At 69.8% G+C, this 24,766-nt stretch carries 27 protein-coding genes; 14 read left to right on the forward strand and 13 right to left on the reverse strand.

Annotated features, from left to right (window positions below; genetic code table 11):
- The first annotated feature begins 54 nt into the window (after window positions 1-54).
- Window positions 55-1,554: an ammonium transporter gene (locus AAHG09_RS10050; protein WP_342106899.1), complete on the forward strand. Its 1,500-nt coding sequence runs from the start codon at window positions 55-57 to the stop codon at window positions 1,552-1,554.
- A 107-nt stretch (window positions 1,555-1,661) separates the two neighbouring features.
- Here the strand turns inward: AAHG09_RS10050 and AAHG09_RS10055 are convergent, their stop codons facing one another.
- The 4 genes from AAHG09_RS10055 to trmD all read right to left on the reverse strand — a co-directional run bounded on the left by AAHG09_RS10055 (window position 1,662) and on the right by trmD (window position 4,438).
- Entirely contained in the window at window positions 1,662-1,856 is a 195-nt protein-coding gene (locus AAHG09_RS10055) for a type II toxin-antitoxin system HicA family toxin (protein ID WP_342106900.1), read from the reverse strand.
- Window positions 1,853-2,080, reverse strand: coding sequence for a DUF1902 domain-containing protein (locus tag AAHG09_RS10060; protein ID WP_342106902.1), 228 nt, complete (start codon window positions 2,078-2,080; stop codon window positions 1,853-1,855). Before AAHG09_RS10060 ends, AAHG09_RS10055 begins: the two co-directional genes overlap by 4 nt.
- A gap of 98 nt (window positions 2,081-2,178) precedes the next feature.
- Entirely contained in the window at window positions 2,179-3,348 is a 1,170-nt protein-coding gene (locus tag AAHG09_RS10065) for a phosphoserine transaminase (RefSeq protein ID WP_342106903.1), read from the reverse strand.
- 349 nt (window positions 3,349-3,697) lie between these two features.
- Window positions 3,698-4,438, reverse strand: coding sequence for a tRNA (guanosine(37)-N1)-methyltransferase TrmD (trmD, locus tag AAHG09_RS10070; RefSeq protein ID WP_342106904.1), 741 nt, complete (start codon window positions 4,436-4,438; stop codon window positions 3,698-3,700).
- 75 nt (window positions 4,439-4,513) lie between these two features.
- Here trmD and AAHG09_RS10075 point away from each other — a divergent pair, with 75 nt between their 5' ends.
- On the forward strand, window positions 4,514-5,233 hold the full coding sequence (locus AAHG09_RS10075) for a class I SAM-dependent methyltransferase (protein ID WP_342106905.1): 720 nt from the start codon (window positions 4,514-4,516) through the stop codon (window positions 5,231-5,233).
- Window positions 5,234-5,321: 88 nt separating this feature from the next.
- Window positions 5,322-6,113, forward strand: a complete 792-nt coding sequence (locus tag AAHG09_RS10080; protein ID WP_342106906.1) for a bestrophin-like domain — start codon at window positions 5,322-5,324, stop codon at window positions 6,111-6,113.
- A 239-nt stretch (window positions 6,114-6,352) separates the two neighbouring features.
- Here the strand turns inward: AAHG09_RS10080 and rimM are convergent, their stop codons facing one another.
- The 5 genes from rimM to AAHG09_RS10105 are packed head-to-tail and all read right to left on the reverse strand — an operon-like array spanning window position 6,353 to window position 9,575.
- Window positions 6,353-7,042, reverse strand: coding sequence for a ribosome maturation factor RimM (rimM, locus tag AAHG09_RS10085; protein ID WP_412760013.1), 690 nt, complete (start codon window positions 7,040-7,042; stop codon window positions 6,353-6,355).
- Window positions 7,043-7,054: 12 nt separating this feature from the next.
- Window positions 7,055-7,417, reverse strand: coding sequence for a 30S ribosomal protein S16 (gene rpsP, locus AAHG09_RS10090; RefSeq protein ID WP_020092607.1), 363 nt, complete (start codon window positions 7,415-7,417; stop codon window positions 7,055-7,057).
- Window positions 7,418-7,420: 3 nt separating this feature from the next.
- The gene (locus AAHG09_RS10095) at window positions 7,421-7,756 is read right to left on the reverse strand and encodes a chorismate mutase (protein ID WP_342106909.1); all 336 of its coding nucleotides are present in this window, start codon (window positions 7,754-7,756) and stop codon (window positions 7,421-7,423) included.
- Window positions 7,753-9,327, reverse strand: a complete 1,575-nt coding sequence (ffh, locus tag AAHG09_RS10100; protein WP_342106910.1) for a signal recognition particle protein — start codon at window positions 9,325-9,327, stop codon at window positions 7,753-7,755. The genes AAHG09_RS10095 and ffh overlap by 4 nt, the downstream gene beginning before the upstream one ends.
- Window positions 9,328-9,344: 17 nt before the next feature.
- A complete protein-coding gene (locus tag AAHG09_RS10105; protein ID WP_342106911.1) occupies window positions 9,345-9,575 on the reverse strand; it encodes a glutathione S-transferase in 231 nt (76 codons plus the stop codon).
- 277 nt (window positions 9,576-9,852) lie between these two features.
- On the opposite strand from AAHG09_RS10105, the gene AAHG09_RS10110 reads away from it, so the two are divergent.
- The 7 genes from AAHG09_RS10110 to AAHG09_RS10140 all read left to right on the forward strand — a co-directional run bounded on the left by AAHG09_RS10110 (window position 9,853) and on the right by AAHG09_RS10140 (window position 16,253).
- Complete coding sequence (locus AAHG09_RS10110) at window positions 9,853-10,419, forward strand: ATPase (RefSeq protein ID WP_342106913.1); 567 nt, start codon at window positions 9,853-9,855, stop codon at window positions 10,417-10,419.
- A gap of 394 nt (window positions 10,420-10,813) precedes the next feature.
- A complete protein-coding gene (locus AAHG09_RS10115; RefSeq protein WP_342107393.1) occupies window positions 10,814-11,863 on the forward strand; it encodes an aromatic ring-hydroxylating oxygenase subunit alpha in 1,050 nt (349 codons plus the stop codon).
- A gap of 317 nt (window positions 11,864-12,180) precedes the next feature.
- Window positions 12,181-12,417, forward strand: coding sequence for a DUF6894 family protein (locus AAHG09_RS10120; RefSeq protein ID WP_342106914.1), 237 nt, complete (start codon window positions 12,181-12,183; stop codon window positions 12,415-12,417).
- Between the two features lie 61 nt (window positions 12,418-12,478).
- Window positions 12,479-13,540: an MBL fold metallo-hydrolase gene (locus tag AAHG09_RS10125; RefSeq protein WP_342106915.1), complete on the forward strand. Its 1,062-nt coding sequence runs from the start codon at window positions 12,479-12,481 to the stop codon at window positions 13,538-13,540.
- Between the two features lie 148 nt (window positions 13,541-13,688).
- Window positions 13,689-15,308 carry an ABC transporter substrate-binding protein gene (locus AAHG09_RS10130; RefSeq protein WP_342106916.1) on the forward strand — a complete coding sequence of 540 codons (1,620 nt, stop codon included), beginning with the start codon at window positions 13,689-13,691 and terminating at the stop codon, window positions 15,306-15,308.
- 99 nt (window positions 15,309-15,407) lie between these two features.
- The gene (locus AAHG09_RS10135; protein ID WP_342106917.1) at window positions 15,408-15,653 is read left to right on the forward strand and encodes a hypothetical protein; all 246 of its coding nucleotides are present in this window, start codon (window positions 15,408-15,410) and stop codon (window positions 15,651-15,653) included.
- A gap of 186 nt (window positions 15,654-15,839) precedes the next feature.
- Window positions 15,840-16,253 carry a penta-EF hand family protein gene (locus AAHG09_RS10140; RefSeq protein ID WP_342106918.1) on the forward strand — a complete coding sequence of 138 codons (414 nt, stop codon included), beginning with the start codon at window positions 15,840-15,842 and terminating at the stop codon, window positions 16,251-16,253.
- 112 nt (window positions 16,254-16,365) lie between these two features.
- On the opposite strand, the gene AAHG09_RS10145 is transcribed toward AAHG09_RS10140, so the two are convergent.
- On the reverse strand, window positions 16,366-16,629 hold the full coding sequence (locus AAHG09_RS10145; protein ID WP_342106919.1) for a DUF2061 domain-containing protein: 264 nt from the start codon (window positions 16,627-16,629) through the stop codon (window positions 16,366-16,368).
- Between the two features lie 212 nt (window positions 16,630-16,841).
- On the opposite strand from AAHG09_RS10145, the gene AAHG09_RS10150 reads away from it, so the two are divergent.
- Window positions 16,842-17,111 (forward strand): hypothetical protein, encoded by a 270-nt coding sequence (locus AAHG09_RS10150; RefSeq protein ID WP_342106920.1) that lies wholly within the window; start codon window positions 16,842-16,844, stop codon window positions 17,109-17,111.
- Between the two features lie 29 nt (window positions 17,112-17,140).
- On the opposite strand, the gene AAHG09_RS10155 is transcribed toward AAHG09_RS10150, so the two are convergent.
- The gene (locus AAHG09_RS10155) at window positions 17,141-17,482 is read right to left on the reverse strand and encodes a hypothetical protein (RefSeq protein WP_342106922.1); all 342 of its coding nucleotides are present in this window, start codon (window positions 17,480-17,482) and stop codon (window positions 17,141-17,143) included.
- Between the two features lie 62 nt (window positions 17,483-17,544).
- On the opposite strand from AAHG09_RS10155, the gene AAHG09_RS10160 reads away from it, so the two are divergent.
- Window positions 17,545-17,973, forward strand: coding sequence for a DUF1810 domain-containing protein (locus AAHG09_RS10160; RefSeq protein WP_342106923.1), 429 nt, complete (start codon window positions 17,545-17,547; stop codon window positions 17,971-17,973).
- A 492-nt stretch (window positions 17,974-18,465) separates the two neighbouring features.
- Here the strand turns inward: AAHG09_RS10160 and AAHG09_RS10165 are convergent, their stop codons facing one another.
- A complete protein-coding gene (locus AAHG09_RS10165) occupies window positions 18,466-20,931 on the reverse strand; it encodes a PBP1A family penicillin-binding protein (RefSeq protein ID WP_342106924.1) in 2,466 nt (821 codons plus the stop codon).
- Window positions 20,932-21,038: 107 nt separating this feature from the next.
- Complete coding sequence (locus tag AAHG09_RS10170; RefSeq protein WP_342106926.1) at window positions 21,039-21,692, reverse strand: HdeD family acid-resistance protein; 654 nt, start codon at window positions 21,690-21,692, stop codon at window positions 21,039-21,041.
- A gap of 195 nt (window positions 21,693-21,887) precedes the next feature.
- Between AAHG09_RS10170 and AAHG09_RS10175 the strand changes: the two genes are divergently transcribed.
- The gene (locus AAHG09_RS10175; protein ID WP_342106928.1) at window positions 21,888-23,156 is read left to right on the forward strand and encodes an HlyD family secretion protein; all 1,269 of its coding nucleotides are present in this window, start codon (window positions 21,888-21,890) and stop codon (window positions 23,154-23,156) included.
- The gene (locus AAHG09_RS10180; protein ID WP_412760014.1) at window positions 23,153-24,763 is read left to right on the forward strand and encodes a DHA2 family efflux MFS transporter permease subunit; all 1,611 of its coding nucleotides are present in this window, start codon (window positions 23,153-23,155) and stop codon (window positions 24,761-24,763) included. Before AAHG09_RS10175 ends, AAHG09_RS10180 begins: the two co-directional genes overlap by 4 nt.
- The last annotated feature ends 3 nt before the right edge of the window (window positions 24,764-24,766 follow it).

Below are 24,766 nucleotides of genomic sequence, written 5' to 3' on the forward strand. Positions count from 1 at the left end.
GCAAGACAGAGTCTTTTCAAGCAATACGGATTTGAGACCGGGAGCCACGTGCCCATGAAACTTCGTCATGCCCTCATGCTCGGCTTGGGAGGGGCGGCGATCGCCGCCCTCCTGATCGAGCCGTCCCTCGCACAGACACCGACAGCGGAAGCCGCCTCGCCGCCCCCGTCGCCGATCCCCAACAAGGGTGACACGGCCTGGATGATGATCTCCTCGGCCCTCGTGCTGCTGATGTCGGTGCCGGGTCTGGCCCTGTTCTACGGTGGCCTCGTGCGCACCAAGAACATGCTCTCGGTCCTCACCCAGGTCTTCGCGATCGTGTCGATCGTCGGCCTGCTCTGGGTGTTCTACGGCTACAGCCTCGCCTTCACCAACGGTGCCGGCCTCAACGACTTCGTGGGCGGCTTCTCGAAGGCCTTCCTGAAGGGCATCGATGCCAACTCCACCGTGGCGACCTTCTCCAACGGCGTCGTGATCCCCGAATACGTCTATCTGTGCTTCCAGATGACGTTCGCGATGATCACCCCGGCGCTGATCGTCGGCGCCTTCGCCGAGCGGATGAAGTTCTCGGCCCTGGTGGTGTTCGTGATCCTCTGGGTCACGGTGATCTACTTCCCGATGGCCCACATGGTCTGGTACTGGGGCGGCCCGGACGCGGTCGGCAACGCCGCCAAGGCGCTCGCCGCCGCCACCGACGACGCCTCCAAGGCCACCGCCCAGGCGGCGCTGGACGCGGTCAACAAGGATGCCGGCTTCCTGTTCCAGAAGGGCGCCCTCGACTTCGCCGGCGGCACCGTGGTGCACATCAACGCCGGAATCGCGGGCTTCGTCGGCTGCCTGATCATGGGCAAGCGCATCGGCTACGGCCGTGACCTGCTCGCCCCGCACTCCCTGACCATGACGATGATCGGCGCCTCGCTGCTGTGGGTCGGCTGGTTCGGCTTCAACGCCGGCTCGAACCTCGAGTCCAACGGCACGGCCGCACTCGCCATGCTCAACACCTTCGTGGCGACCTGCGCCGCCGCGGTGGCGTGGCTGTTCGCCGAGTGGGCGCTCAAGGGCAAGCCGTCCCTGCTCGGCATGCTGTCGGGCGCGGTCGCCGGCCTCGTGGCCGTCACCCCGGCCTCGGGCTTCGCCGGCCCGATGGGCTCGATCGTGCTCGGCCTCGTCGCCGGCGTGGTCTGCTTCGTGATGTGCTCCACGGTGAAGAACGCCCTCGGCTACGACGACTCGCTGGACGTCTTCGGCGTCCACTGCATCGGCGGCATCCTGGGCGCCCTGGCGACCGGCATCCTGGTCGACCCGAACCTCGGCGGCGTCGGCATCCCCGACTACACCTCCAAGCCGGGCGAACTGGCGGTCGGTGCCTACGACATGATGGGCCAGCTCATCATCCAGGCCGAGGCGGTCGGCCTGACGCTGCTCTGGTCGGGCATCGGCTCGGCGATCCTCTACAAGCTCGTCGACCTGACGATCGGCCTGCGGGTGACGCAGGAAGAGGAGCGCGAGGGCCTCGACATCGCCGATCACGGCGAGCGCGCCTACAACTACTGAGAGCGAACGGCGCGGTCCTGCGGGGCCGCGTCGCCCAAACGGAAAACCCTGGCTCCGCGTGGGCCGGGGTTTTTCTTTGCAGGAGTCGCCGCTTGGATCGGTGCGCCTCAGAAGGCTTTGGGCAAGCCGGCCTGCTTCAATACGGCGTTGGCCGTGTGGCGGGATTTTATGGCGGAATCGACCACGACCTTCCGGCCGGTCTCATCGTTGCGCCAGATCTCGTGATCGCCCCGCCCATTGCGGAAGAAGCGATAGCCCTGAGCCTGCAGGAGCTTCTTGAGCGGCGGCGTGAAGTCGGTCACGCGGCTCCCACGCGCACCCGATCATGCGCGTAGGCGATGAGATCGACCTCGATATCTTCACTCTCATCGTCTTCGAGAAGATCCTGGATCATTCCGGGGAGCTTCCGCCGCAACGCTTCGAGCGAAACCGCCTCCGTCGCGAGCCCTGGAACATCGCTCTCCGAGACGTACCAGACGGCTGCGTCCGTATCCCAGGCGCAGCGGACAACGGCGTGGCGGCTCATCGTGGAACTCCGAAGCTTGCATCGAGACATTGCGCGGTCCCGTCATCGGGGCAAGGCTGCGTCACCTCGCCCCCAGAGGAGATTGCAGCCGCCGCCTCTCACGCCGCCTGCGTCAGCGCCGCCTTCTCCTCGGCAAAGGCCCAGTCCAGCCAGGGCGTCAGCGCCTCCAGATCGGCGGTCTCCACGGTCGCGCCGCACCAGATCCGCAGGCCCGCCGGGGCGTCGCGATAGGCGCCGATGTCGAGGGCCACGCCCTCGCGCTCGAGCCGCGCGACGAGCCCCGCCGCGAAGGCCGAGACCGCCGCGTCGCCCCGGGCCAGCACGTCCGGATCGGCGATCACGAGGCAGACGCCGGTGTTCGAATAGGTCGCCGGATCGACCGCCAGCGGCGCGATCCAGGGGGTGCGCGCCACCCAGTCGTAGATCGTCTTGGCGTTGGCATCCGCCCGGGCGTGCAGCGCCGGCAGGCCGCCGATCCCCTCGGCCCAGGTGAGCGTGTCGAGGTAATCCTCCACCGCCAGCATGGAGGGCGTGTTGATCGTGTCGCCCTTGAAGATGCCCTCGATCAGCTTGCCGTCCTTGGCGAGACGGAAGACCTTCGGCAGCGGCCAGGACGGGGTGTGGCTCTCCAGCCGCGCCACGGCGCGGGGCGAGAGGATCAGCATGCCGTGCGCGGCCTCGCCGCCCATGACCTTCTGCCAGGAGAAGGTCACGACATCGAGCTTGTCCCAGGGCAGGGCCTGAGCGAACGCCGCCGAGGTGGCGTCGCAGATCGTCAGCCCCTCGCGGTCGGCCGCGATCCAGGCGCCGTCCGGCACCTTCACGCCGGCCGCCGTGCCGTTCCAGGTGAAGACGAGGTCGCTGTGCTTCGTGTCGATCGCTGCCAGGTCGGGCAGAACGCCGTAGGGGGTCTGGTGGATCGTCGGATCGATCTTGAGCTGCTTCAGCGCATCCGTGACCCATTCCTTGCCGAAGGCCTCCCAGGCGGCGACCGCGACGGGCTTCGGACCGAGCAGGGTCCACATCGCCATCTCGACGGCGCCGGTGTCGGAGGCCGGCACGATGCCGATCCGGTACTCGGCGGGCACCTGCAGGACGGAGCGCGTCAGCTCGATCGCCCGGGCGAGCTTGGCCTTGCCCAGCGGCGAGCGGTGCGACCGGCCGAGGGCGGCATCGGCCAGGGCGGCGGGGGTCCAGCCCGGGCGCTTGGCGCAGGGGCCGGAGGAGAAATGGGGCACGCGCGGGCGCTGCGTGGGGCGGCTGGTCATCGCGAAGTCATCCTGCAGAGGGGCGCTCCCCGGCGGAGGGGAGTCCCGAGCTCGCGCATGCGCCGAAACCGGCCGTCTGGCAAGCGCCTGTCGGCATTGCGATCTTCGCGGGGTGGCCCCCGCCGGGACAGGCCTCCGGCCCGCGCGGAACAGTCGATTAAGCCTGGCCCGTTAGGCTTAATGCTGTGCCGCGTAGCGTTTGAGGTACAGCGATGTCTATGCACAGCGCCGCGATAGTGGCGATCTGGTCCGCTCTACTTGTGGTTATTGGAGCGTTAACGGCCCACATCGCGCTCCCGAGCCGCCTGCGAAGACCGGCGGTGCAGGCCCTGCAGCGCGATCCCCTCGATTACGACCGGGACGGTCCCGTGATCGACCTCGAGGCGGCCTGAGCGGCGCCGGGCAGGTCCGGCCGCCGCGCGGCGGTGATGCGCTCGGCCTCTTCCCGCCGCCAGCGGGCGATGGCGGCGTGATTGCCGCCGGAGAGTATGTCGGGGATCGCGCGGCCCTCCCAGTCCCGGGGGCGCGTGTAGTGCGGGTATTCGAGCAGGCCGCCCTCGAAGCTCTCCTCGACGCCCGATTGCATCTTGCCCATCACGCCGGGCAGGAGCCGCACGCAGGCGTCGAGCACCACCAGGGCGGCGATCTCGCCCCCCGAGAGCACGTAATCGCCGATCGAGACCTCCTCCAGGTTGCGCCCGGCGATCACCCGCTCATCCACCCCCTCGAACCGGCCGCAGACGATGACGGCGCCGGGACCCTCCGCGAGGGCGCGCACCCGTGCCTGCGTCAGGGGCCGGCCGCGGGGCGACATCAGCAGGCGGGGTCGCGGATCGTCGGCCGGGCTCGCGGCGTCGATGGCGCTGGCCAGCACATCGCAGCGCAGCACCATGCCGGCGCCGCCCCCGGCCGGGGTGTCGTCCACCGCGCGATGGCGACCGATTCCGTGTTCGCGGATGTTGCGGGGCTCCAGGCTCCAGGTGCCCCGGGCGAGGGCATCGCCCGAGAGCGAGACCCCGAGGGGCCCCGGGAACATCTCCGGGTAGAGGGTCAGGATCGTGGCCCGCCAGGGCGTGTCGGTACGCGTCATGGCGCTTGATCGCGCGTGGGGTGCGGCACGGTCAACGCCGCCGGCACCGATCGGGCCTGCCCGGTGTTACCCGCCATGATCCGGATCCTGGCCCTTCTCGCTCTCCTCGTCGCCGGGCCGGCCCGCGCGGCCGAGCCGCTGGCACCCCCCGGTGCCCCGGCCGACGCCTTTCCGAAGCCCGACCGGCCGGTGGCCGAGATCGTGGCGCCCCGCTGGTCCTCCGACTCCGCGCGCGACAAGGCCGGCGAATTCGCCGCGGTCGCCCGGGGGATGGGGTTCAAGCCCGGCGAGACGGTCGCGGATATCGGGGCCGGCAGCGGCTACTACGTGGTGCGGCTGAGCCCCCTGGTCGGGCCGGGCGGCCGGGTCCTCGCCGAGGACGTCACCCCGGATTACCTCGCCGCCCTGGAGACCCGCGTGAAGGGGCTCGCCAACGTCACCGTGGTGCGGGGCGAGCCACACGATCCGCGCCTGCCGCCGAACTCCGTGGACGCGGCGATCCTCGTGCACATGTACCACGAGATCACCCAACCCTTCGGCCTGCTCCACAACCTCGCCCCGGCGATGCGGCCGGGTGGCCGGGTCGGCATCGTCGATGCCGACGACATCCCCTCCCGCCACGGCACGCCTCCGGCGCTCCTGCGCTGCGAACTCGCGGCCGCCGGGTATCGGGAGACCGGGTTCCATCCGCTGAAGGACGGGGCCTATCTAGCGGTGTTCACGGCGCCCGCGCCCGATCAGCGCCCGGCGCCGGGGACGATCCGCCCCTGTCGGGACGGGGCGAGCCGGCGGTAGGGCGAGCCGAGCCGCCGGCGACCTTCACGTTTTCTCAGCCTAAAATTGTCAGCATCGCGGCCCCGTCGCCCACGATGCAGGCCGCCGCATGCTCCTCGGACTCTGGCTCGATCAACCGCTCTGGGCGATCTTCGCGGTGCTGGCCCTGCTGTTCGGCGCCCTCAGCGCAGGCTTGTACGGGCTGTCGCATCGGCGCCGGACGCGCCCGCTGATGCGCCGCCTCGGCGCCGGCATGGTGCCGACCTACTTCACCGCGCTCGCGACCCTGCTGGCGCTGCTGACCGGCTTCGTGGCCAACGATGCCTGGGAGCGCCAGCGCTCGGCCTCCCGCGCCCTTCAGGCCGAGCGCGCCAACGCCCTGGCACTCTACGATCTCAGCCTCGCTTCGGCCTCCGACATGCGCAACATCCGGGCGGCCCTCGTCGCCTATCTCGACGCGGTGATCGAGCGGGAATGGCCGCGGATGAGCGAGGGCGGCTATGCGCCGGAGGCCGGGGCCGGGCTGCGGCGGCTGCTGGAGACGGTGTCCGATCCGAAGATCACCGCGGAGGCGGGGGCGCCCACCCACAGCGCCTTGGTCAGCGCCGCCATGGCGCTGCGGAGCGACCGCGGCGAACGGCTGGCGCTCAGCCAGACCGCCAGCGACGGGACCAAGTGGCTGACCCTGCTGATCCTGGCGGCGCTGACCCTGGTGGCCCTGGGCCTCGTCCACACGGAGCACCCGGCCGCCCAGGCGACGGTCCTGACGACCTTCTCGCTGGCGATGGTGACCACCCTCGGGCTGATCGCCCTGCACGAGCGCCCCTTCGACGGGCCGCTGGCGATGAGCGCGGAGCCCCTGGTGATCGCCCGGACCGCGGTGGCGGCGCCAGCACCATAAGGTTCGGTCGATAGGCTGATCCTCCCAACAATCCCCCTCATCCTGAGGTGCCGAAGCGCAGCGGAGGCCTCGAAGGAGGGCTCCAGGGATCGTGGCGCCTTCTGGAGGGCTCCAGGGATCGTGGCGCCTTCTGGAGGGCTCCTTCGAGGCCCGCTGGCGCGGGCACCTCAGGATGAGGGCGCTGGTTGGGATTCGCGGGCTCGAAGAGCGAAGTTGCGGCCTCGTTCAGACTTGAGCGATCAACCCGGATCGTCCGCGGGTTTCTCCCCCGGCGGCGCGAACAGATCCTCCGGGGGGACGACCGTGACCCGCCGCTGTGCCATGTCGAGCACCGGCACGAACGCCTTGGTGAAGGGCAGGAGCGCGGTTGCGCCACCGTCCGGCGAGCGCAGCTCCAGGAGATCGCCGCCGCCATAGTTCGGCACGGCCACGATCGTGCCGATCACGGTGCCGGCCTCGTCGAAAGCCGTGACGCCGATCAGGTCGGCGGCGTAGACCTCGTCCTCGTCCTCGGGGGCGGCGAGGCGGTCGCGGGGGATGAACAGGGCGAGCCGGTTCAGCGCCTCCGCGGCGGTGCGACCGGAGACGCCCTTCACCCGGGCGATCAGCATATCGGGGGAGGTGCCCGGCGCGGGGCGCACCTCGGCGAGCGTCAGGCTGCGCCCGTCCGCGGTCAACAGGGCGCCGTAGCTGGCGATCGCCCGCGGCTCGGCGGTGTAGGATTTCAGGCGGACCTCGCCGTTGAGCCCGTGCGCCCGCCCGAACTCGCCCACCAGGACGAGATTCGGGTCGGCGGCCTGCGGCGCCGGCTTGGGGGCCGGCGCCTTAGGCGAGGTCGCGGCGTCGGGCGCGATCGCGCCGACGGCCGCGTTCATGCGGCCCCGGCGGCCGCCGTCGCGGGGAGGGGGACCTGCGGGGCGGCGCGCCATGCTGCGCGCGCCTTAAGCGGCGGCGTCCTCGGCGGGGGCGGCGGCCTTCTCGGCCCGCTTGGCGGCGCGCTCCTTGGCCTTCTCGCCGGGCTCCGCCTTCTGCGGGTTGTTGCGGGTCGGGCGCTTGGCCAGGCCGGCCTGATCGAGGAAGCGCAGGACACGGTCGGTCGGCTGCGCGCCCTTGGCGAGCCAGCTCTGGATCTTCTCGTTGTCGAGCACGATGCGGGCCGGATCGTCCTTAGCCTTCATCGGGTCGTAGGCGCCGACCTTGTCGATGAAGCGGCCGTCGCGGGGAGCGCGGGCGTCGGCGACGACGATGCGGTAATAGGGGCGCTTCTTGGCGCCACCGCGGGTGAGACGGATCTTGAGGGCCATGACTTAGGACTTTCTCTCGGTGTCGGTCGCCGACTCGTGCGTCGCCGCGATCGACTGGTGGTGCCGGATGACTTCCTTGACCACGAAGGCCAGAAACTTCTCGGCGAAATCGGGGTCGAGCTTGGCTTCGACCGCGAGCTTGCGGAGCCGGGCGACCTGACGGGCCTCCCGGTCCGGATCGGAAGGGGGGATCCCCTTTCGGGCCTTGAGCTCGCCGACCCGCTGCGTGCAGCGGAAGCGCTCGGCGAGGAGATGGATCAGCGCCGCATCGAAATTGTCGATGCTGTCGCGCAGGCGCGCGAGTTCGGGATCGACGGCCTGCGCCGCGAGCACGCTCATTTCTTCTTCCCCGGCATGAACCCACCGAGACCCGGCAGCTTCGGACCGCCGAGTCCCGGAAGTCCCGGAAGCTTCGGCATGCCGCCCCCGCCGCCCAGGCCCGGCGGCATCGGCGGCAGCTTGCCGCCGAACTGCTTCTCGATCTGGGCGATCTGCTCCGGCGTCGGCTCCGGCATGCCGGGGGGAAGGCCGGGCATGCCGCCCCCCATCCCGCCCATACCGCCTCCGCCAAGGCCGAACATCGAGCCGAGCGCCTGCCCGATCCCACGCTTGCCCGAGCCCATCGCCTTCATCATGTCGGCCATGGTCCGGTGCATCTTCAGGAGCTTGTTGATCTCCGAGACGTCGACGCCCGCGCCCGCCGCGATGCGCTTCTTGCGCGAGTTCTTGAGGAGGTCCGGGTTCTTTCGCTCCTGCGGGGTCATCGACGAGATGATGGCGCGCTGACGCCTGAACATCTTCTCGTCGAGGTTGGCACCCTCGACCTGCTTCTTGATCGCGCCCATGCCGGGCAGCATGCCCATCAGGCCGCCGATGCCGCCCATCTTCTCCATCTGGCCGAGCTGCATGGACAGGTCTTCGAGATCGAACTTGCCCTTGCGCATCTTCTCCGCGGTGCGGAGCGCCTGCTCGTGGTCGATGGTCTCGGCGGCCTTCTCGACCAGCGAGACGATGTCGCCCATGCCGAGGATGCGGTTGGCGACGCGGGATGGGTGGAACTCCTCCAGCGCGTCGACCTTCTCGCCGGTGCCGACGAGCTTGATCGGCTTGCCGGTGACGGCGCGCATCGACAGGGCCGCGCCGCCGCGGGAATCGCCGTCCATGCGGGTCAGCACGATGCCGGTGACGCCGAGCCGCTGGTCGAAGGCGCGGGCGGTGTTGACCGCGTCCTGACCGGTCAGCGCATCGGCGACGAGCAGCACCTCGTGGGGCCGCGTCGCGGCCTTCACCTCGGCGGCCTCGGCCATCAGGCCCTCGTCCACCGTGGTGCGGCCGGCGGTGTCGAGCATCACCACGTCGAAGCCGCCGAGCCGGGCGGCATCCATCGCGCGCTTGGCGATCTGCACCGCCGACTGGCCGGCGATGATCGGCAGCGACTCGACGCCGACCTGCTTGGCCAGCACCGCCAGCTGCTCCATGGCGGCCGGGCGGCGCGTGTCGAGGGAGGCGAGCAGCACCTTGCGCTTCTCGCGATCGGAGAGGCGCCGGGCGATCTTGGCGGTGGTGGTGGTCTTGCCCGAGCCCTGCAGGCCGACCATCAGGATCGGCACCGGGGCGGGGGCGTTCAGATCGATGGTCTCGGCGTCGGTGCCGAGCATGGCCACGAGCTCGTCGTTGACGATCTTGACGACCATCTGGCCGGGCGTCACCGACTTGAGCACGACGGCGCCGACCGCCTTCTCCTTCACCTTGTCGGTGAAGCCGCGGACCACTTCGAGGGCGACGTCGGCCTCCAGCAGGGCGCGGCGCACCTCGCGCATGGCGGCGGTGACGTCGGCCTCAGTCAGCGCACCCCGGCGGGTGAGCCCCGAGAGGATGCCGGAGAGGCGGTCGGACAGGCCTTCGAACATGCTCTGACGCCCTGCGCTTACTGTTCGAGCCCGGCGCGCTCGACGCGGCGCGCCTGGAGGGCGGCCTCGAAGCTGCGCAGGGCCTTGGCGAACTTGTCCCGGCACTCCGGGTTGCAGAAGCCCACCACGGCGCCGTTGTAGAGAGTCAGCGAATCCGCCGAGATCGGCTTGCCCGACCACGGGCAGGTCTCGTTGATCGCGTCCTCTATGTTCAGCGTCTGGGTCAACGCTTGCTGATCTGGCGTCATGCGGGTGCCTCGGCCGGCGGGGCCCGTCGTGGCGTCTCGGCCAACGCCCATCGCGCCCGAGGGCGCAGACGCGCTGTCGGGCGTTGACCTCCGGCCTCACGGAACCGGTCGGCTTGGCATCGGTCGATCTGCTTCGGATCGGGAGGCCGGGGCGTAGCGGCGCCGGCGGAGAAAGTCAATTTCCGGGCCGATGCGGCGGCCTTGGCGGACCCCTCCTTTACCGATCGTTAAGCATGTTCGGATTGTCTGCGAGACGATTTCGTTCAGGACGCCGCCCATGTCGGAACCCGCCCGCTCCCTGTCGCCCGAGTCCAGCGGTCGCCCCGCGCCCGGGCCGCTCCGGGACTGGCTCTCGGCGATGAAGACCCACAGCCCGGCCGAGACGCCCCGGTCCAGCGCGAAGACCGGTCCCGGTCCCGCCGAATCCGCATGGTCGCCGCGGGTGGTGGCGCCCGCCGGACCGTCGCAGGCGGCCGAGCCCGACGATGCCGACATCTCCGAGTTGATGGCCGAGAACCTGATGCTCAAGGCGAAGCTCCGGCTGGAGGCCGAGCATCAGGACGCGCTGCAGGCGATGGTCGCGGAGGAGATTCGCACCCTGCGCGCGCACATTCAGGACGAGATCGGCTCCCTCGACGACCTGCGGGCGGAGCAGGCGGAGATCCGCGCGGAGCGCGAGCGCTTCAAGACCGAGCGCGCGGCGATGCAGGCCGAGCGCGAGCGGGCCGCGGCCGAGCGTTCCGCCCTGGTTGGCGAGCGCGATGCCCTGCGCGAGGAGCGCGACCTGTGGCGCGCCCGGACCGAAGCTTTGGCGCAGCCCCTGTTCCAGGCGCAGAAGCGCTGACCCTGAAAAGCCGAAGGGCCACCCGAGAGGGTGGCCCTTCCATTGCCGAACCGTGTCGTCCGGCGGAACTGTCCCGAGATCGGGTCTCTGACGCGTCTTAGAGCGACGCGCCGGAGGCGACGGTCCAGGTCCGATGAGCCGAGACACACGGCTGATGACAATGAGACACTGGATCACCTCCTTTCGTTGGTTGCGGATGACGCGAAGGTAGGCGGTGCGAACCGGCTTGTGAAGCCCCGTCCCTGCGCCCGTTTGTCCTCCCCGGACTCGCGCTTTCGCCCATCGGCCGCCCGGCGTATGACGGGGCACCCCGTCCGCCGCCAGAGCCGCCTTGAACGCGCCCTTCACCACTCCGCCGCGTCCCACCGACGAGGCCGCCCTCGATCCCGACGCGATGCGCCAGCCGCTCGGCGACGCGTGGTACTGCGTCGGCCAATCCCGCAGTCTCGGCAAGGCTGGCGGCAAGGCTCGCGGTAAGACGGGCCTCCGCGCCGTGGAGCTGAACGGCGAGCAGATCGTGCTGGGCCGCGCCCCGGACGGAACCCCCTTCGCCCTGCGCGACCGGTGCCCCCACCGCGGCATGGCCCTGTCCAAGGGCCGGTTCGACGGCGACAGCCTGATGTGCCCGTTCCACGGCTGGCGCTTCGGCACGGACGGGCGCTGCCGCGACGTGCCGACCCTGTCGGAGCACGACGCCGCCGATTTCTCGCGCATCCAGGTCCAGCGCTTCCCCATCCGCGAGAGCGCCGGCTTCCTCTGGGTGAATCCCCATACCGGACCGGCCAGCGGCGATGTCCCGGCCCTGCCGAAGCTCGATTTCACGCCGGCCGGCTCCCTGGTGGTGGAACTCGTGGTGGAGGCCTCGTTCGATCTCACCACCTTGAGCCTCGTGGACCCCGGCCACGTCGCCTTCGTCCACGATTCGTGGTGGTTCCGGCCCTCGAAGCAGCTCCGCGAGAAGGTGAAGACCTTCCAGCCGGTGCCGCACGGCTTCGTCATGACGAGCCACGCCACCACGACGAGTTCCCCGGTCTACCGGCTGCTCGGCGGCGTGCCGGAGGTCGAGATCGAGTTCCGCCTGCCGGGTGTCCGCCTGGAGCGGATCCGCGCGGGTGAGAAGCGGGTGGCGAACTACACCTTCGCGACGCCGCTGACGCCGGACCGGACGCTGCTGACCAACGCCCTCTACTGGAACATGCCGGCGCTGAACCTGCTCAAGCCCGTCGCGCGGACGCTGATGCGGCAGTTCCTGACCCAGGACCAGCAGGTGCTGCAGCACGCGCAGGACGGCCTCGACCGCAAGCCCACCATGGTGCTGTTCGGCCAGGGCGATCTGCCCTCGCAATGGTATTTCCGCCTCAAGCGCGAGGCGCTGGAATCGGCCCGCGACGGGCGTCCGTTCGTGAACCCGCTGGAGACGCGGGAGCTGCGCTGGCGCTCCTGAGGGCGGATCGGCCCCGGGCGGGCTGGCCACCGAAGGCTCCGGTTCTCCTTCCCAACCCCCTCATCCTGAGTGCCGGAGCGTAGTGGAGTCTTCGAAGGAGCCCTCCAGGGTACGCGCGGCTGGCTGGAGCCCGCTTTCGAGGCTCGCTGCGCGCCTATCTCAGGATCGGGGCCCTGGTGGGTTTGCCGTTCCGCACATGCTCAAGCAGCCAATCAGTTGCCCGGCGAAACCCGGTCATAACCAAAATTAAGTTCCTATTAACCATGACTAGAGCAATCATACCAGCGCAGTACCTCTTATCGAGACGCTTCGCGCTGATGCCCCGATTCTTCATCGATCTTCACGACGGCTCGCAGCCGATCCGCGATGAGGTCGGCTTCGACCTTCCGGACCTGCCGGCCGCCCGCGCCAAGGTCACCCGCATCATGTCGGCGATCGCCCGCGACATGCTGCCGGATGTCGAGCGCCAGGATTACGTCGCCTGCGTGCGCGACGGAGTCGGCAACATCGTCTATCGGGCGCGGCTGTCCCTGGCCGCCGAGGCGGTGGACTGAGGCTTGCCGCCGCAAGGCCCGGGAACTTGACCGGCGCGCGCCACCCGCCATCTCGGGGGACATGAAACGGCGCAGCCTGCTCACGGTCGCGAGTGCGGCCACGGTGATGACGCTCGGCGGCGTCGGCTATGCCGCGCATAAGCGCGGTCGAAACCCCTATTATCGCGGCCCGGTCTCCGACCATTTCGACGGGCTGCGCTTCTTCCTGCCGGATCAGGCGACCGACAAGTCGCTGCCCGATGTGCTGCGCTGGCAGGCCAAACGCGCGCGGGAGGCTTGGCCGAATAGCTTTCCGAGCCCGTTCCCGGCGGATCACCCGCCCGAGCGCGTCGAGGGATTGCGGATCACGCTGATCGGGCACGCGAGCTACCTCGTTCAGGTCGCCGGCCGCAACATTCTGATCGATCCGGTCTTCGCCAAGCGCGCGAGCCCGGTCCGCTTCGCCGGGCCGAAGCGCTTCAACCCGCCCGGCATCGCCTTCGCCGATCTACCGCCGATCGACGCGGTGCTGATCACCCACAATCACTACGATCATCTCGACGGGCCGGCGGTCGCCCGGATCTGGCAGGCGCATCAGCCGCTGATCGTCGCGCCGCTCGGCAACGACGCGATCCTGCGCGGCTACGACGACACGATGCATGTCGAGACCCGCGACTGGGGCGAGTCGGTCGATGTCGGCGGCGGGTTGCAGATTCACCTGACGCCGGCCAATCACTGGTCGGCCCGGGGCGTCCGGGACCGGCGGATGGCCCTGTGGTGCGCCTTCGTGATCACCTCGCCCCGGGGCGTGCATTACCATGTCGGCGATACGGGCTTCGGCGACGGCGCGCTGTTCCGGGACATCCGGGCGCGCTTCGGACCGCCCCGGCTGGCGACCCTGCCGATCGGCGCCTACGAGCCGCGCTGGTTCATGCGCCCGCAGCACATGGACCCCGCTGAGGCCGTGCAGGCATTCCGCCTCCTCGGCGCCGAGCAGGCCCTCGGCCACCATTGGGGCACATTCCAGCTGACCGACGAAGGGGTCGAGCGCCCCGCCGAGGCGCTGAATGCGGCGCTCGGGGCCGCCGGCCTCCCGCCGGAGCGGTTCCTGGCGCTCCGGCCCGGTCAGGTCTGGCAGGCCTGAGGGCGGCCCGGCCGGCTGCCGCCCGATTGGGCATGATGCGTGCATGATACTGTATGCAGCATGGGGTCGCGGCTGAGGAGAAGCTGCCGCGCCCCTGGAGAGCGGGCGCCGCTCCATGCGGCGCATCCGCTTCCAGCCGAGAGACACGATGGACCTGATCAAGCCGACACGCCGCTCGCTCATGATCGGGGGCGCGGCCCTCGCGGCGCTCGGAGCCCCGGGCCGGGCCGGCGCGCAGGGCGCGGGGCCGAGCAGCCTGACCTACGGCATCTCGATGACCGACCTGCCACTCACGACAGGCCAGCCGGATCGCGGTGCGGGCGGCTACCAGTTCACCGGCCTGACCCTCTACGACCCGCTGGTCGCCTGGGAACTCGACGTCGCCGACCGGCCCGGCAAGATGGTCCCCGGGCTGGCCACCTCCTGGGAGGCCGACACGGCGGACCCGAAGGTCTGGACCTTCCACCTGCGGGAGGGCGTGACCTTCCACGACGGCTCGGCCTTCGACGCCGACGCGGTGATCTGGAACTTCGACAAGGTGCTCAACAAGGAGGCACCGCACTTCGACCAGCGCCAGGCCGCCCAGGTCCGCCCGCGCCTGCCCGGCGTCGCGAGCTACAGGAAGCTCGATACCAAGACCGTCCAGGTGACCACCAAGACGCCCGACAGCCTGTTCCCCTACCAGATGCTCTGGTTCCTGATCTCCTCGCCCGCGCAATACGAGAAGGTCGGCCGGGACTGGGCGAAGTTCGCCTTCGAGCCCTCGGGCACCGGGCCGTTCCGCATGGGCCAGCTGGTCCCGCGGGTGCGCCTCGAACTCCTGCCAAACGTCGGATACTGGAACCCCAAGCGGGTGCCGAAGCTCGCCAAGCTGACGCTCACCTGCGTGCCCGAGGATCTCGCTCGGGTGAATGCGCTGCTTTCCGGCACGGTCGACCTGATCGAGGCGCCCGCGCCCGACGCCGTCCCGCGCCTGAAGGCCGCCGGCATGCGCGTCGTCGGCAACGACACGCCGCATGTCTGGAACTACCACCTGTCGATGCTGGAGGGCTCGCCCTGGCGGGACCTGCGCCTGCGCAAGGCCGCCAATCTCGCGATCGACCGCGCGGGCGTCGTCGAGCTGATGGGCGGGCTGGTCCAGCCGGCGATCGGGCAGGTTCAGCAGTCGAGCCCCTGGTTCGGCAAGCCGCGCTTCCAGATCAAGACCGACGTCGAGGCCGCCCGCAAGCTCGTCGAGGAGGCGGGCTTCTCGGTGAAGAATCCGGTCAAGGCCACGGTGCTGATCCCGACCGGCGGCACCGGGCAGATGCTGTCGCTGCCGATCAACGAATACGTGCAGCAGAGCTGGGCGGAGGTCGGCATCCAGGTCGAGTTCAAGACCGTCGAGCTGGAGGTCGCCTACACGGCCTGGCGCCAGGGAGCGGCCGATCCGAGCCTCAAGGGGGTCAGCGCCGGCAACATCGCCTACGTCACATCGGACCCGTTCTACGCGATTCTGCGCTTCTACGATTCGAAGCAGATCGCTCCCAATGGGGTGAACTGGAGCCACTATCGCAATCCCGAGGTCGATGCCCTGTGCGACAAGGTGAAGGCCAGCCTGGATACCGATGAACAGAACAGGCTCCTGGCGCGCATCCACGAGATCGTCGTCGATGATGCGGTCCAGGTTTGGGTGGTGCACGACACCAATCCGCACGCGCTTTCGCCGCGGGTGAAAAACTATGTGCAGGCGCAGCACTGGTTTCAGGACTTGGCGACGCTCGCCTGAGCCCAGGCGATAGCCTGATCGCAGCCGGAACGATTGGGTTTTCTTGGGAACGATCCTCGCGAGGATGTGTTGAAACCTCAACGCACGAAGGAGTGTCCCATGAAGACCCTGCTTGCCGGCGCCGTCCTGGCCGCCTCCCTCGCGAGCGTCGTTCCCGCAGCGGCGCAGCGCATCGAACTCGGGCCGAACGGCCCCAGCGTGGATCTGCGCTCCCGCGCCCAGCGCGAGCGGGATTTCCGACGCGAAGATTATCGCCGCGACCGCGCCGACGAGGAGGACCGCCTGTACCGGCGCCAGCGGTACGACGATGATCGGCCGGTCGTCCGCCGAGGCTACGGTTACTGATTCGGTCCGCTGCGGGCGAACCGACGATTGTTGCAAGATTGAAGGGGTCGGCATCCGCCGGCCCCTTTCCACATGATCGATGCGATCGACGCCCCGCGAACGTTCACGATCAGACGATTTCGCACTTGTAGCAAACCGAATCGCCGATTAGGAAGTTTGGGCATCATATTTCGGGAGAATTTGGCAATGATCCTTCGTGTTCTCAGTGGCTTCGCCGCCGTGGCCCTCGCCGTGTCCAGCCTGTCGGCTCCGGCTGCGTTTGCAAAGCCCGTCAGCGGCACCAGCGCCGTCAAGATGATCGATACCGACAGTGACGGCACGGTGGACATGAAGGAAGTCGAGGCGGTCGCCTCCACGACCTTCGATCGTCTCGAGAAGGATTCGGACGGCACCCTCGACGCCCGCGAGCTGAAGGGCCGCCTGAGCGCCGCCGGCGTCAAGCAGGCCGATCCGGACAGCGACGGCACCCTCGACAAGAAGGAGTACCTCGCGGCGGTGGCCGAGCGCTTCAAGATGGCCGATCCGGACGGTGACGGCACGCTCGACGCCAAGGAGCTGAACTCCAAGGCCGGCAAGGCGCTGCTCGCCCTCATCAAGTAAGCCGGTCTGGCAGCCGAGCGGCTGCCCGCGATCGAAGCCCCCGTGGATCCGTCCGCGGGGGCTTTTGTGTTGCGGGGCGCCCCAGCCCGATCGCGACCCTCCGGGCGGGCCGTCAGGCCCGGCCCAGGGAAACCAGACCCCAGCCGCGCTCGTGCAGGTAGTACAGCACCGTCTTGGTCACGGTCTCGGTCGACGCGATCGAGCCGGCGATGAGGACGTTCCCCGTGAACAGGTACGACAGCAGCAGCGTGTCGAGACTGCCGACGACGCGCCAGCTCACCGCTTTGGCGATCGAGCGCCGGCGCGTCTCCCCCGGTCGCCCGGCCGGGTCCTGTCGGGCCGGCCGTTCTCCGGTCGGCGCATCATCAGCCGTCATGTCGTTCCCCTGCATCTCCGCCCGAAGACAAACGCGCGAGGGCACCGCCTGTTTTGCGCCTCGCGGAACGCGATCTCCGCCAGATCCGTATGACAAGAGCGCGAGCGCCCCGAGGCGATCGCCGGATCGTGTCGGCGCATTCAACATGGGTGAATGCAACGTCCCGCGAAGCGCCGCACAAGCCCAGCCTGTGAGGCAGGAGGGGCGAAGCCATGCACGAGCCTTCGATTCGGGAGCCCACCAATTGTCCGCCCGAGTTCTGGGATACGGTCGGCGGGACGGTGACCGCCAGGGTCGAACCGGTGATCGGACGGGGTGAAAAGCAGCGCAGCCCGGTGATCGACTACCTGCGCGACCTGGAAGCCCTGGCCCGGCGTCAGTGCAGCAGCCGCGACACGGTCCAGATCATCGCCTCGGCGCGGCGGCTGCTCGGTGACCGCAGCGAGATCGGCCCCTCGGACGGCCCCTTCGCGCAGAGCTGATCGGGACGCTACCGGGCGGCGCCGGCCCGTCACGTCCGGGCGCGAAGGCACCAGATCGCGCCCGCGACCGCCCAGGCGGCGCAGGTCGGCGCCACCCATTGCTGAAGGTTCGGCAGCGACCAGCCGTACAGGAACTCGGCGCCGAGATGCGCCTGGACGGCGTCCCAGCCCGCATGCTTGATGTCGTGCTCGCGCTGTCCGGCCTCCCGGCCATAATAGTAGGTCGAGACGAGGAGCGCGGCGGTGCCCTCCGGCCGGGGCGTGCGCAGCAGGGTCATGGCGATCGCCATGCCGGCGGTCTCGAGGGTTGCCGTCAAGGCGTGGCTGGTCGCGGGATTGGCGACCATGAAGGCGACGAGCGTGCCGAGCATGGCCGGCGCTTACACCGGGGCGACCGGCGCGTCACGGATCACGACCGAAGCGGAGCGCGTCGATGGCGGATACCCATGATCTCGGTCGCTTCGTCGAAGCGCAGGCGGATGTCTATGCGCGGGCCCTGGCGGAACTGGAGGCCGGCGAGAAGCGCAGCCACTGGATGTGGTTCATCTTCCCGCAGATCGCCGGCCTCGGCTCCAGCCCGATGGCGCGGCGCTACGCGATCGGTTCCCTGGACGAGGCGCGGGCGTATCTCGGGCACCCGGTGCTCGGCGAGCGCCTGTGGGCCTGTACGGCGGCGGTGAACCGGGTTCCGGGCCGCTCGGCGCACGCGATCTTCGGCTCTCCGGACGATGTGAAGTTCCGCTCCAGCATGACGCTGTTCGCTGCGGCTGCACCCGACGAGCCGCTCTTCGCCGAAGCGCTGGCGACGTATTTCGGGTCCGAACCCGACCCGCTGACGCTCGCCAAGGTGGGAAAAGGTTGAGCGGCAGCTCTTTCGAGGTGTTGTCCGAAGCACAGGCCCACTCTCCTCCCCTTGTCGCGCCAGGCGACACAGGTTTGCGGTCTCGGCGGGGCGCCCGCCGATCTGGAAGATCGCGGGTCCCCTCTGCCGAGCGGGAGAGGGACAGGGTGGAGAACTCTTAGAATGAAGCGCGCCCTGTTGGCGCAGCCATCGCGTGCCCGAATCCGGAACCTTCCCTTCCCTCACCCCAGCCCTCTCCCGCACGGGAGAGGGGGCCCGTCGCGCCACGTCATGCGCCGCGTGCCTCAAACCTGTGGGACCCGTAGCCCTTGGGGGAGGCGTTGGAGCTGGGGGTGGCGCAGGAGGCAACGGAACGCTCGATCCTGAACCACCCCCACCTCTGGCCCCTCCCCACAAGGGGGAGGGGAAACACGGCGCTCTTTCAATCTGTCAGGGCCAGGACCGCGATCCTTGCAGCCAGCCCGAGCACCTTGAGGCGGCCGGGCTGAGCGTTCAGCGGCCCCACAAACCCACGCGCTCGGCGCGGGCCTGTTCCTCGGCGCCGAGCAGGTCCGCCGGTGCGTCCTCCGTGGCGCGGGCCCCGCCGGCGGCCAGGATCAGCCCGGCAAGATCTTCGCCCTCGATCTGGCAGCGCGCCGAGGCGCCATCGGAGAGGCCGGTGCAGACCACTTCCCGCCGCCGCAGGTAATTCGCGAGCTGACGGGCGAGGTGCCCGCGCTCGCCCTCGACGCCGAGCAGATGCACGACGCGTCCGCGCAGATTGAGGGTCCCGGTGTCGATCACCTCCGGGACGCCGCGCAGCTCCCCGACGGCGGCCGGGACCGCGGCGGGGGCCGCCGCCCGGGCCGGTTCCGCCCGCTCCGCCGAGGGGCGCGGCTTGCCCTTGGCCAGCTTCTCGGCCGCCCGCTGCACGAAGTCGTGGAAGATGCCGGCCGGCATCTCGCCACCGAACATCCGGTTCATCGGGCTGTCGTCGTCGTTCCCGACCCAGATCCCGACGACGAGGTCCGGCGTCATGCCGACGAACCACGCATCGCGGAAGTCCTGGCTCGTGCCGGTCTTGCCACCGATGATCTGGCCGGGCACCCGCGCCGCCCGTCCGGTCCCGGATTCGACCACGGCCTGGAGCGAGTCGAGCATCATCGTGCGCGGGGCCTCGGCGAGGCCCGCCGTGGGGGCGGGGTCGGTCTGGACGTAGAGCGGCTGCGGCGCAGACCCGCGGATCGCCTGGATGCCGTAGGCCTGGAGCGGCGTGCGGCCGGACAGGACCGAGCCGTAGGCGCGGGCCATCTCCAGAAGGCTCACGGCGCCGGAGCCGAGCACGAGGCTCGGCACGTTCGGCAGGTCGGACTGGATGCCGAGCTTGCGCGCAGTGGCGATCACCGCCGGGATGCCGACCTCCTGGCCGAGCTGCGCCGCCACGGTGTTGATCGAGAGCGCGAAGGCGGTCCGCAGCGGCACCGACCCGCGGTAGCGCCCATCGTCGTTCTCGGGCTCCCAGTCGCCGATCTTCACCGGCCGGTCGACCACGATGGAGTCGGGCGTGTAGCCCTGCTCGTAGGCGGTCAGGTAGACCAGCAGCTTGAACAGGGAGCCCGGCTGGCGCTTGGCCTGGACGGCGCGGTTGAACTGGCTGTCCTCGTAGTCGCGCCCGCCCACCATGGCGAGGATCGCCCCCTCCTTCGACAGCACCACCATGGCGGCTTGTCCGACCTTGCGGCGGCGCCCGTCCTTGTCGAGGCGCCGGGCGACGACGCCCTCCGCGAGGCTCTGCAGATCAAGGTTCAGGGTCGAGCGGACGGTGAGGTCGCCGTCCTTGCCGGCCAGCCGCTTCACGTCGCCCGCGATCATGTCGAGGAAGTAGTTGGTGCCCGGCGGCGCCTCGGGGGGCGTCTTCAGGGTCACGCTCTGCCGGCGGGCCGCGTCGGCCTCGGCTTGGGTGATCGCGCCGGTCTCCACCATGGCCTGGAGCACCACGTCGGCCCGCTCCTTGGCGCCGCCGAGGTTGCGGGTCGGCGCCAGCTGCGAGGGCGCGCGGACCAGCCCGGCCAGCATGGCGGATTCGGGCAGGTTCAGCGCCTTGGCGGGCTTGCCGAAATAGCGCCGCGCCGCCGCGTCGGCCCCGTAGGCGCCGGCGCCGAAATAGGCGGTGTCGAGGTAGCCGAGCAGGATCTCGTCCTTGCTCATGGTCGATTCGAGCCGCAGGGCCAGGATCGCCTCCTGGACCTTGCGCCAGAGCGTCTTCTCCTGGTTGAGCGAGGTCAGGCGGGCATATTGCTGCGTGATCGTGGAGCCGCCCTCCCGCACGCCGCCGCCCAGGGCGTTGCGGTACGCGGCGCGGGCGAGGCCGCGCAGATCGATGCCCCAGTGGCTGTAGAAGCGCCGGTCCTCGATCGCCACGATCGCCTGGGCGAGGTGCGGCGGCAGGTCGGCGGCGGTGAGCTTCTGCCCGCGGAAGCTGCCGCGGGTGGCGAAGACGCGTCCGTCATCGGCCTCCACGGTAATCGCCCGCTGGCCGCTCTCGACCACGGCTCCGCCCAGCGGCGGCAGGGTGAGGAACGCCGCCAGCAGAAAGATGCCCAGCGCCACGATCGGCAGCAGGATCGCGGCCCCGGCCGCGAGCACGATCGGCCGCCGGCGCAGGCGTGCGACAAGCGGCGACGCGACATGGGGATGCGGCGGGACCGCGGTCGATCCCGATGATGCGGGCGCCGGGCCGGCGCGACGTCGCCGTTCCAGCAGGTCCCGGGACCGTGCCGCCGCGGCGCGCCCCGCACCGGCGAGGCCGAGACCGCCCGCCACGATCAGGGACCGGAGGCTACGGCCCAGATCGCCGGCGGCGCGCCGCGCCTCCCGGGCCGCCGCGCGTGGATCCGGCGCCCCGGGATCCTCATCCCGCCCGGCCTTCCGGGCCGAAGGCCTGTCAGCCGGGTCGCTCCCCGGCGCGTCGGACGTCATCGCGTGCGGTTTCCAGGGCCGATCATGCCGGACGAGGGTCCATTCTAAGCCTCATCGGGCTCCCTGTCGTTCCGTCGCCGCGACGCAGCCGCCGCGCCCGGGCGGTCTTATCGCCCGGACGGCGTCAGCGGCTGCCCGGCGGCACCGTGCCGGCTGCGCAGCTTGAACGCGAGGATCAGTAGCAGAATGCCGAAGGCGAAGCTGTAGCTGCCGATCCACCATGTCAGCACCAGGGCCGACATGCCCGGCTCGATCATCAGCGCGATCCCGAATAGGATCGAGACGACGCCACCCAGGATCAGCCACCAGCGCCCGTAATGCAGATGCAGGCGGAATGCGGCCGCGATCATCAGTCCGCCGGTCACCAGGGCCCAGGCGGCCAGCAGCAGCACGAAAGCCCAGACGGCGGCGCCCGGCACCAGCACGGCGGCGACCGCCACGACGATGTCGACGATGCCTTCCAGGAGCAGGAAGCCCCAGCGCTCGTGATGCTGCGCGGCCCGGACCGCGCCGAGGATGGCGAAGAGGCCGTCGGTCAACGTGTAGGCGGCAAAGAACAGGACGAGGGACAGGACGAAGGCACCCGGCGCGACGAAGGCGAGGATGCCGAACAGGATCGCGACGACGCCGCGCAGGGCGACGAGCCACCAGTTTCGGGCGAGCGCCGCGCTCATGGCGTCGAGGCGGGCGATTCCGACGAGCGGGACGCCGCTGGGGGAGGTTCCCGTCGGTCCGCTTTGCGGTGCAGAACTGCTGGTCATGGCAGGACTCCGAAAACGTGATGCCGTGAACGGCAGAGGTTTCCGGCGCAGAACGCCGCACCGCGGCAACCGTTCCTGACCCGGAGGGTCCGCTCATGGAACCTTGAGCCTGCGCTCGGCTTTTGCTGGACGAGGCGGGCGATGTGCAGTGCCCGGTCGCCGCGAGGTGACCGGCCCATCGGGCGACGACTTCCCATGTTTGACGATCAGCGGCAGGTCTCCGACGCCGAGATGCGCGCGCGGCCGGGCTCTGGCCGCGCCGAAGCCGGCGATCGCGACGCCCCGGAGCGCGACGTCCTGGATCTCGGCCGGGTGGAGCGGAACCGGGAGACGGCCCGCAAGCCCGGCTCGGAGGACGAGGATCAGGCCACACAGGCCGAGGGCGACGACGACCGGAAGGACGATGACGAGGACGACGGGGATGGCCAGCGCCGCCCCAACGTTCTACGGCGTCACCCCTGGGCTTTCCTGCTCGGGACGCTCGCCGTCATCGCCCTGGGCGTCGGGATCTTCTTCTACTGGCTGCTCTACATGCACCCGTATGAGAACACCGACGACGCCTTCGTGGATGCCCGCAGCATCTCGATCCAGCCCAAGGTCGGCGGCTACCTCGTTGACGTGCCGGTGACCGACAACCAGCACGTCGATGCCGGGCAGATCCTCTTCCAGATCTATCAGCGCGACTACGCGATCGCCCTCGATCAGGCCAAGGCGCAGGTCGAGGCCGACCAGGCCGGGATCAAGAACATCGACGCGCAGATCCAGGCGCAGAACGCCAATATCGACGTCTCGAAGGCGCAGGTCGCCACCGCCCAGGCGGCGCTGAAGTTCGCCCAGGAGGACGCGGCCCGCTACAAGGACCTCGCCGATCGCGGTTCGGGCTCGATCCAGCAATCGCAGTCGGCGACCTCGACGCTGCAGCAGCGTCAGGCCTCGGTCCAGAGCGCCAATGCCAGCGTGGTCGCGGCGCAGAAGCAGATCGGTGCGCTGGAGGCCCAGAAGGCCTCGACGCAGGCGCAGCTCGCCCGCGACACGGCCCAGGTCGAGCAGGCGGAGCTAAACCTCGGCTACACCACAATCCGCTCGGTCCAGCCCGGCCGCGTGGTGCGGCTCACCGGCGGCATCGGCCAGCTCGCCCAGGCCGGCCAGACCCTCGCGACCTTCGTGCCCGACGACATCTGGGTCACCGCGAACTTCAAGGAGACCCAGATCAACGACATGCGCCCGGGCCAGCCGGTCGCCATCGAGATCGACGCCTATCCGGGGCGCAAGATCCGCGGCACCGTGGCGTCGGTCCAGCCGGGCTCGGGCACGGCCTTCAGCCTGCTGCCCGCCCAGAACGCCACCGGCAACTACGTGAAGGTCACCCAGCGCATCCCGGTGAAGATCATCGTCAAGGACTGGCCGAAGGACGTGTCGATCGGCCCGGGCATGTCGATCGTCCCCACCGTCACGGTGCGGTGAGCGCCGTGGCCGGCAAGGGGGCGTCCGCCAAGAAGGCGCCGGGCGGGCACAATCCCTGGCTGATCGCGGGCGTCGTGGCGCTCGCGACCTTCATGGAGGTGCTCGACACCACCATCGCCAACGTGGCGCTCCGCTACATCTCGGGCGGCCTCGCGGTCGGCCCGGACGAGGCGGCCTGGGTGGTGACCAGCTACCTCGTGGCCAACGCGATCACGCTCACGGCCTCGAGCTTCCTGGCCAAGCGCTACGGCCGCAAGGCCTTCTTCATGTGGTCGGTCGGGCTGTTCACGATCTCGTCGGTCCTGTGCGGCTTCGCCTGGAGCCTGGAATCGCTCCTGTTCTTCCGGGTCCTCCAGGGCCTCGGCGGCGGCGGCATGGCGCCGCTGGCGCAGTCGATCCTGGCGGATTCCTTCCCGCCGGAGAAGCGCGGGCAGGCCTTCGCGCTCTACGGCGTCGCCATCGTGGTCGCGCCGGTGATCGGCCCGACGCTCGGCGGCTGGCTGTCCGACAACGCCTCCTGGCACTGGTGCTTCCTGATCAACGGGCCGGTCGGCGTGATCGCGCTGGGCCTGATGTACTGGCTGATCGAGGACAGCGACGCCGCCAAGAAGGAGCGCCGCGCCCTGGTGCGCAAGGGCATCCGCTTCGACATCGTGGGCTTCCTGCTGGTCGCCCTGTTCCTCGGCTCCCTGGAGGTGATCCTCGACGAGGGCCAGCGGAAGGACTGGTTCGGCACCTCGACGCTGATGAACGTTTCCGGCGTGCTGATGGTGGTCTCGTTCATCGCCATGATCCCGTGGCTCCTGAAAAAGGAGAACCCGGCGGTCGATCTGCGGCTCATCGGCAATCGCCAGTTCGGATCCTGCTTCGTGGTGATGATGTTCACCGGCGCGATCCTGATCTCGACCACGCAGTTCATCCCGCAGATCACGCAGGATTATTACGGCTACACCGCCACCCTGTCGGGGCTGGTCCTGGGGCCGGGCGGCATCGTCACGGTGGTGATGATGTTCCTCACCGGCCGCGCCTCGGCCTATGTTCAGCCGAAATGGCTGATCGCCACCGGCATGACCATCGTGGCGCTGGGGATGTACGACCTGACGCGGCTCAGCGGCACCACGACCTTCGCGTTCTTCGCGTGGTCGCGGGTCTATATCGGGCTGGGCCTGCCGATGGTGTTCCTGTCGATCACCTCGGCCTCCTACGAGGGCATCCGCAAGGACCAGACCGATCAGGCTTCGGCCCTGATCAACGTCGCCCGCAACGTCGGCGGCTCGATGGGCGTTTCGCTCGCCCAGAACATCCTGGCCTACCGCAGCCAGTTCCATCAGAGCCGGCTGGTCGAGAACATCAATCCGGCCGAGCCCGCCTATCAGGAGACGATGCGGCAGGCGACGCAGTACTTCTCCGAGCACGGCTATGTCGGCGTCGAGGCGCAGAACCAGGCGACCGCCTGGATCGGCAGCGTCCTGACCACGCAGGTCGCCTACTGGGCCTATATCGACGTGTTCTGGGTGCTCGGCATGGTGGCCGCCTGCGCGGTGCCGATCGCGCTGAGCCTGAAGACCGTCAAGCTCGGGGGCGGGGCACCGGCCGGGGGGCATTGAGGT

Source organism: Methylobacterium guangdongense, from assembly GCF_038442355.1.
GTDB lineage: Bacteria > Pseudomonadota > Alphaproteobacteria > Rhizobiales > Beijerinckiaceae > Methylobacterium > Methylobacterium guangdongense.

Coding starts and splice junctions, on each gene's coding strand:
- AAHG09_RS10050 (WP_342106899.1), top strand. CDS start 55: ATGAAACTTCGTCATGCCCTCATGCTCGGCTTGGGAGGGGCGGCGATC.
- AAHG09_RS10060 (WP_342106902.1), bottom strand. CDS start 2,080: ATGAGCCGCCACGCCGTTGTCCGCTGCGCCTGGGATACGGACGCAGCC.
- AAHG09_RS10065 (WP_342106903.1), bottom strand. CDS start 3,348: ATGACCAGCCGCCCCACGCAGCGCCCGCGCGTGCCCCATTTCTCCTCC.
- trmD (WP_342106904.1), bottom strand. CDS start 4,438: ATGACGCGTACCGACACGCCCTGGCGGGCCACGATCCTGACCCTCTAC.
- AAHG09_RS10075 (WP_342106905.1), top strand. CDS start 4,514: ATGATCCGGATCCTGGCCCTTCTCGCTCTCCTCGTCGCCGGGCCGGCC.
- AAHG09_RS10080 (WP_342106906.1), top strand. CDS start 5,322: ATGCTCCTCGGACTCTGGCTCGATCAACCGCTCTGGGCGATCTTCGCG.
- rimM (WP_412760013.1), bottom strand. CDS start 7,042: ATGGCGCGCCGCCCCGCAGGTCCCCCTCCCCGCGACGGCGGCCGCCGG.
- rpsP (WP_020092607.1), bottom strand. CDS start 7,417: ATGGCCCTCAAGATCCGTCTCACCCGCGGTGGCGCCAAGAAGCGCCCC.
- AAHG09_RS10095 (WP_342106909.1), bottom strand. CDS start 7,756: ATGAGCGTGCTCGCGGCGCAGGCCGTCGATCCCGAACTCGCGCGCCTG.
- ffh (WP_342106910.1), bottom strand. CDS start 9,327: ATGTTCGAAGGCCTGTCCGACCGCCTCTCCGGCATCCTCTCGGGGCTC.
- AAHG09_RS10105 (WP_342106911.1), bottom strand. CDS start 9,575: ATGACGCCAGATCAGCAAGCGTTGACCCAGACGCTGAACATAGAGGAC.
- AAHG09_RS10110 (WP_342106913.1), top strand. CDS start 9,853: ATGTCGGAACCCGCCCGCTCCCTGTCGCCCGAGTCCAGCGGTCGCCCC.
- AAHG09_RS10115 (WP_342107393.1), top strand. CDS start 10,814: ATGCGCCAGCCGCTCGGCGACGCGTGGTACTGCGTCGGCCAATCCCGC.
- AAHG09_RS10120 (WP_342106914.1), top strand. CDS start 12,181: ATGCCCCGATTCTTCATCGATCTTCACGACGGCTCGCAGCCGATCCGC.
- AAHG09_RS10125 (WP_342106915.1), top strand. CDS start 12,479: ATGAAACGGCGCAGCCTGCTCACGGTCGCGAGTGCGGCCACGGTGATG.
- AAHG09_RS10130 (WP_342106916.1), top strand. CDS start 13,689: ATGGACCTGATCAAGCCGACACGCCGCTCGCTCATGATCGGGGGCGCG.
- AAHG09_RS10135 (WP_342106917.1), top strand. CDS start 15,408: ATGAAGACCCTGCTTGCCGGCGCCGTCCTGGCCGCCTCCCTCGCGAGC.
- AAHG09_RS10140 (WP_342106918.1), top strand. CDS start 15,840: ATGATCCTTCGTGTTCTCAGTGGCTTCGCCGCCGTGGCCCTCGCCGTG.
- AAHG09_RS10145 (WP_342106919.1), bottom strand. CDS start 16,629: ATGACGGCTGATGATGCGCCGACCGGAGAACGGCCGGCCCGACAGGAC.
- AAHG09_RS10150 (WP_342106920.1), top strand. CDS start 16,842: ATGCACGAGCCTTCGATTCGGGAGCCCACCAATTGTCCGCCCGAGTTC.
- AAHG09_RS10155 (WP_342106922.1), bottom strand. CDS start 17,482: ATGCTCGGCACGCTCGTCGCCTTCATGGTCGCCAATCCCGCGACCAGC.
- AAHG09_RS10160 (WP_342106923.1), top strand. CDS start 17,545: ATGGCGGATACCCATGATCTCGGTCGCTTCGTCGAAGCGCAGGCGGAT.
- AAHG09_RS10165 (WP_342106924.1), bottom strand. CDS start 20,931: ATGACGTCCGACGCGCCGGGGAGCGACCCGGCTGACAGGCCTTCGGCC.
- AAHG09_RS10170 (WP_342106926.1), bottom strand. CDS start 21,692: ATGACCAGCAGTTCTGCACCGCAAAGCGGACCGACGGGAACCTCCCCC.
- AAHG09_RS10175 (WP_342106928.1), top strand. CDS start 21,888: ATGTTTGACGATCAGCGGCAGGTCTCCGACGCCGAGATGCGCGCGCGG.